Raw genomic sequence first — 6,138 nt, forward strand, 5'->3', positions numbered from 1 at the left:
AAAATTAAAGAAAGGAAAAATTATGGGAAAATATATTGAATTAACAAGTGATAATTTTGCTCAAGCAAAAGAAGGTGTAGCTTTAGTTGATTTTTGGGCTCCATGGTGCGGACCTTGTAGAATGCTTGCTCCAGTTATTGATGAACTTGCAAATGACTTTGATGGTAAAGCTAAAATTTGCAAAGTAAATACAGATGAACAAGGTGATTTAGCAGCTGAATTTGGTGTTCGCTCTATTCCTACACTTATTTTCTTTAAAAATGGTGAAGTTGTAGATCAACTCGTTGGTGCACAATCTAAACAAGCAATTAGCGATAAACTAAACTCTTTACTATAAACTAAAGGCTAGTATAACTAGCCCTCTTCTTAAAAATTTCAAATTTATACTAAATAATAATTTTTATTAACTACTATTAAGAATAATTTTTATATCATTATTAATAATAAAATTCAATATAAAGGAAATATAAATGTTAGATGTAGCAATCATAGGTGGAGGTCCTGCTGGACTTAGTGCCGGACTTTATGCAACTAGAGGTGGTCTTAAGAATGTAGTAATGTTTGAAAAAGGTATGCCTGGTGGACAAATTACCTCAAGTTCTGAAATAGAAAATTATCCAGGTGTAGCCCAAGTTATGGATGGAATTTCTTTTATGGCTCCTTGGAATGAACAATGTATGCGTTTTGGTTTAAAACATGAAATGGTTGGAGTAGAGCAAATTTTAAAAAATAGCGATGGAAGTTTTACCATCAAATTAGAAGGTGGTAAAACAGAACTTGCTAAAGCTGTGATAGTTTGTACAGGTTCAGCTCCAAAAAGAGCAGGTTTTAAAGGCGAAGATGAATTTTTTGGAAAAGGTGTAAGCACTTGTGCAACTTGTGATGGATTTTTTTATAAAAATAAAGAAGTTGCAGTTTTAGGTGGTGGAGATACGGCTTTAGAAGAAGCTTTATATCTAGCAAATATTTGTTCTAAAGTTTATCTTATCCACCGCAGAGATGAATTTAGAGCAGCTCCATCTACAGTAGAAAAAGTTAAGAAAAATGAAAAAATAGAACTCATTACTAGTGCAAGTGTAGATGAAGTATATGGTGATAAAATGGGTGTTACTGGGGTAAAAGTAAAATTAAAAGATGGTAGTATTAGAGATTTAAATGTTCCAGGAATTTTTACTTTTGTTGGTCTTAATGTAAGAAATGAAATTTTAAAACAAGACGATGGTAAGTTTTTATGCAGTATGGAAGAAGGTGGGCAAGTAAGTGTTGATCTTAAAATGCAAACTAGTGTTGCTGGACTTTTTGCCGCAGGAGATCTTAGAAAAGATGCGCCTAAGCAAGTGATTTGTGCTGCAGGTGATGGAGCTGTAGCTGCATTAAGTGCTATGGCTTATATAGAAAGCTTGCATTGATTTTTTCTTATTGTAGGCTAGAATTCCTAGCCTAAATCTTTATATCAACACTCCTTAAAAATATAAAATATTTTTTCATAACGTTTTATAAATATTATTAAATATAATTTAAATTATACTTAATTTTGTTACATAATTACACATTTAAAAAAATATAAAAATATTATTTTTTTTAAATTAATATATTTTTTATATTAAAAGCTATAACTTATTTATGTTAAAAAAATAAGGAAGGAAAAAACATGGACAAAAAACAAAGTCGCAGAAATTTTCTTAAAGCCTCATCTTTGTTTGCTTTAGTAGGTGCTAGCGCACCAAGTATGGTTTTTGCTCATACGCACAATCAAAACAATTTGAATTCTACTCAAAATTATCGTGCTAGAATTTTTTTTAATAATTCTGCACAACTTGATATTCTGAGTGAAGCAGTAGAAAGAATTTTTCCCGAAGATGATTTAGGACCAGGTGCTAAAAAATTAGGTGTAGCTATTTTTATAGATAATGAACTTGCAGGAAATTACGGAAGTGGAGCAAAAGATTATCGCTTTGGACCTTTTATACAAGGAAAGAAAAATCAAGGTTATCAATATCCTTTAACTAGAGCTGAACTTTTTAAAATGGGGGTAAATGCTTTAGATGAAGAAGCAAAACTTCGTTATAAAAAAGGCTTTGTAGAGCTTAGTGCAAAACAAAAAGATGAAGTCTTAAGAGCTTTTGAACAAGATAAAACAAAGGTTTCCTTTGGAGATAAGATAAAAGCAAGCGATTTTTTTACAGAGTTAAGAAGCATAACTATAACAGGAGTTTATGCTGATCCAATTTATGGCGGCAATGCAAATATGCAAGCTTGGCGCATGAAAAAATTCCCAGGCGCTCAAATGACTTACGCAGCTCAAATTTTAGATGGAGATAAATTTGAAGTGATAGAGCCTATTTCTTTGGCTGATATGTCACATTAAAGGAATACAAATGGCAAAAATACTTAAAAAAACAGATGTTGTTGTTATAGGTTTAGGTTGGAGTTCTTCTATTGTTGCAAATGAATGCGCTAAAGCAGGGATTAAAGTTGTCGCCTTAGAAAGGGGTGGACATCAAGATACTTCGGATTTTTTAGGTGCGCATGATGAGTATAAATATGTAAATAATGCTGCAATGAAACAAGATTTAAGTAAAGAAAGTATATGTGTTAGGAATAATGATAATGAAATTGCTTTGCCAATGAGAAAAAATTATGCTTTTGATGTCGGTAATAATGTTGGTGGAGCAGGAGTTCATTGGAATGGTATGAGTTATCGTTTTCTACCTTATGACTTTCAAATAAAATCTTTAACAGAAGAAAAATATGGCAAAAATAAAGTTTCTAAAGAATACACTATTCAAGATTGGGGTGTAAACTATGATGAAATGGAACCTTACTACGACAAAGCTGAAAAAATGATGGGAGTTTCTGGAGAAGATAAAAGTCCTTTCTCAGGAAAAAGAAAAAATTCTTATCCAAATCCTCCTTTAGAAAAAACAACTATGTTAAAAAAATTTGATGAAGCAACGAAAAAACTTGGATATCATCCATGTATGGTTCCTGCTTCAAACTCATCTCAAACTTATACAAATCCTGATAAACAAAGTTTAGGAGCATGTCAATATTGTGCTTTTTGTGAGCATTTTGGCTGTGAATATGGTGCAAAAGCTTCTCCTATAGTAACAACTATACCTTCAGCTTTAGCAACAAAAAATTTAGATATTAAAACTTATGCTAATGTGTTAGAAATTTTACATAAAGATGGTAAGGCTACAGGAGTAAGATTTGTTAATACTTTAACTTTAGAAGAATTCATACAACCTGCAGAAGTAGTTATGCTAGGCTCTTATGTTTTCAACAATGCTAAACTTTTAATGGTTTCTAATATAGGCGAAATTTATAATCCAAAAACAGGCAAAGGAACTTTAGGAAAAAACTATAGCTATCAAATCACACCTAGCGTTAATGGTTTTTTCAAAGATCCATTTAATTCTTATCTTGGAGCTGGGGCACTTTGCAATTGGATAGATGATTTTAATGGGGATAATTTCGATCATTCCAAACTTGATTTTATTCATGGAGCAAGCTTTAGAATTTCCCAAAATGGAGCAAGACCTATAGCATCAAATCCAATTAAACCGGGTACACCTTCATGGGGAGCCGAATTTAAAAAAGCTTCTATTTATAATTATACTCGATTTACTTATATTGGAGCTCAGGGTGCATCTATTCCTTATATAGGTAATTATTTATCCCTTGATCCAACTTATAAAGATGCTTATGGACTACCACTTATCCGCGTAACCTATAATTTTACCAAGCAAGATAAAAATCTTTATAATTTTATGCTTCCAAAACTAAAAAGCATCATGCAAGAAATGGGAGCGCAAAATATTTACACTTCGCCAAAATTAGGAGATTATGGAGTAGTTTCAAATGGTTGGTATACTTCTACCCATATTGCTGGCGGAACTATAATGGGTACAGATAAAAGCACAAGTGTAGTTAATCCTTATTTACAGCATTGGGATGTTAATAATCTTTTTGTCGTAGGTGCGGGAAATTTTCCACATAATCCAGGCTACAACCCTACCTTAACCTTAAATGCTTTAGCCTATCGTGCTAGCGAAGCTATTATAAAATATTTAAAAACTGGTAATTGCTAATGCAGTAATTAAATTCCAAGCCTTAAGCTTGGAATTTATTAGCTTCCTATCACTCCACCATCAAGTTTTCTTATCATCATTACACTAGATCTTGGTGTTTTTCCATAAGGAAAAGTACTACCTTTTAAACCTTCTCCTGGATGTTGTATGCCTACAAACATTGTAGTATAATCCTCACTAAAAGCAATCCCTGTTAATTCACAAGCAATAGGTCCTGTTAAAAAGCGTCTGATTTCCCCTGTTTTTGGATTTGCTGCTAGCATGCAGTTATTTCCCATGCCTTCGTATTCATCTTTATTAGAATAAGATCCATCTGTTTGTATCCAAAGTCTTCCATCTCTATCAAATTTAAGTCCATCAGGAGAATTAAATTTATTTTCACTTGTAATATTATTTGAGCCTTTATATAAGCCTTGTTGATTATCAGGATTTCCAGCAAGAGCAAAAATTTCCCAAGTAAAATCATCGTCTTTATGAGAATTTTTTGGCATCCATTTTAAAATTTGTCCATAAACATTTTTAGTTCTTGGATTTGCTGCATTAGGTTCTTGGCGATTTTTGTTGTTCGTTAGTGTTGCAAATACTTCTTTAGAACCACTTTGTTTATGGCTTGCTATCCATTCACATCTATCCATAGGAGTTGCACCTACAATGCTTGCAGCAAGACGCGTATTAATGAGTACTTGAGCTTGAGACTTAAAACCATTTTTTTCATCTAGGCCGTTTTTGCCATATTCTAAGGCTATCCATTTTCCCTGTCCTTTAAAATCTCCCACCTTGCCGTTAAACTGTCCTACATACAAAGTGCCTTCATCTAAAATTTTACTTGTATCAGCACCTTTTTTGTATTTATGTTTGCTAACAAATTTATAAATAAATTCATTCATCTCATCATCACCCATATAAACTATAACAGAACCATCTTTTTCTACGATAATTTCTGCATTTTCATGTTTAAAACGACCTAAAGAAGTTCTTTTAACAGGTGTGCTTTTTACATCAAAAGGATTGATTTCCACTATCCAACCAAAACGATTGGCTTCATCGATATTTTTAGCTAAATCAAATCTTTCATCAAATTTTTCCCATCCATAAAGACTAGTTTTGTTAAATCCATAGCGCTTAAGAGAGTCATTAAATTCTAGATTTTCATCTGAACTTCCAAAAAAATCGTCAAAATTTTCTTCACAGGTGATATAAGTTCCCCAAGGTGTTTGTCCATTTGCACAATTTGCAAAAGTTCCATGAACAAATTTTTCATTTTTTAAAACTTCTTTTTTAGCTGCTCCACTTACTTGCATTTTAGTGTTTGCATCGATTCTGCGGTTATATTTAGAATCTAAAACCACGGTCCAATCATCACCCTTTTTTTTGATTTCTAAGATACTTACACCTACACTAGCTTGCTCGTATAAAACATCTTCTTTGCTTAAATTTTTACCATGATGATTAAACATGATTTCAGGATTTATATATTCATTATTAACGGCTAAAATTCCTCTGTTTTTTGAAAGTGGAAAAAAACTCATACCATCATCGTTATCTCCAAAAACCAAATGAGCATTTTTAACTGCATTCATATCGATGATTTTATTTTCATCATAAGGTTTTGCTTTACTAAAAAGTGGATCACCCCAAGAAATTAAAACCTTTGCTTCATAACCTTGTGGTACTATAACTTTATCTTGCGTGCTTGCACTAACAGCTTTAAAACCTAGCAAATCCTTATCCTTAAGCATAGCAGCACTTAAATTTGAACTTGCAAAAAAAGCCACCATAGAACCTAAAGCTGAACCTTTTAAAAACAATCTTCTTTCCATTTGTTTTTACTCCATATTAAAATTTAAAACAATGGAAGTATAAAAATATTTGGAAACTTTTTAGAAACTTTGATGAAAAATTTAAATTGAAGGGAAAATTTATACCTAGTTTTTCACTAGGTATAAATGATTAATTAAAATCTTTTTTTCTTAACATCTTCTAAGATATTATTAGCTATATCACTTACTGTACTAGAAATAATAGCTGATTCATTAGCAATTTC

Annotated in this window: 5 protein-coding genes; 4 read left to right on the top strand and 1 reads right to left on the bottom strand. The window is 31.8% G+C overall.

The genetic code is table 11. The features are described from left to right. The first annotated feature begins 22 nt into the window (after nucleotides 1-22). The 4 genes from trxA (at nucleotide 23) to ELQ10_RS03430 (ending at nucleotide 4,094) form a co-directional block, all read left to right on the top strand. Nucleotides 23-337, top strand: coding sequence for a thioredoxin (gene trxA, locus ELQ10_RS03415; protein ID WP_002778629.1), 315 nt, complete (start codon nucleotides 23-25; stop codon nucleotides 335-337). Between the two features lie 133 nt (nucleotides 338-470). Further along, nucleotides 471-1,409, top strand: a complete 939-nt coding sequence (gene trxB / locus ELQ10_RS03420) for a thioredoxin-disulfide reductase (protein WP_070304986.1) — start codon at nucleotides 471-473, stop codon at nucleotides 1,407-1,409. 242 nt (nucleotides 1,410-1,651) lie between these two features. Then, on the top strand, nucleotides 1,652-2,368 hold the full coding sequence (locus ELQ10_RS03425) for a gluconate 2-dehydrogenase subunit 3 family protein (protein WP_070304987.1): 717 nt from the start codon (nucleotides 1,652-1,654) through the stop codon (nucleotides 2,366-2,368). Between the two features lie 10 nt (nucleotides 2,369-2,378). After that, a complete protein-coding gene (locus tag ELQ10_RS03430; RefSeq protein ID WP_070304988.1) occupies nucleotides 2,379-4,094 on the top strand; it encodes a GMC family oxidoreductase in 1,716 nt (571 codons plus the stop codon). Nucleotides 4,095-4,132: 38 nt separating this feature from the next. Here the strand turns inward: ELQ10_RS03430 and ELQ10_RS03435 are convergent, their stop codons facing one another. Then, the gene (locus ELQ10_RS03435) at nucleotides 4,133-5,914 is read right to left on the bottom strand and encodes a PhoX family phosphatase (RefSeq protein ID WP_070304991.1); all 1,782 of its coding nucleotides are present in this window, start codon (nucleotides 5,912-5,914) and stop codon (nucleotides 4,133-4,135) included. Nucleotides 5,915-6,138 lie beyond the last annotated feature (224 nt).

It is taken from the genome of Campylobacter sp. US42a (assembly GCF_004379055.1).
In the GTDB taxonomy this organism is placed as follows: domain Bacteria; phylum Campylobacterota; class Campylobacteria; order Campylobacterales; family Campylobacteraceae; genus Campylobacter_D; species Campylobacter_D jejuni.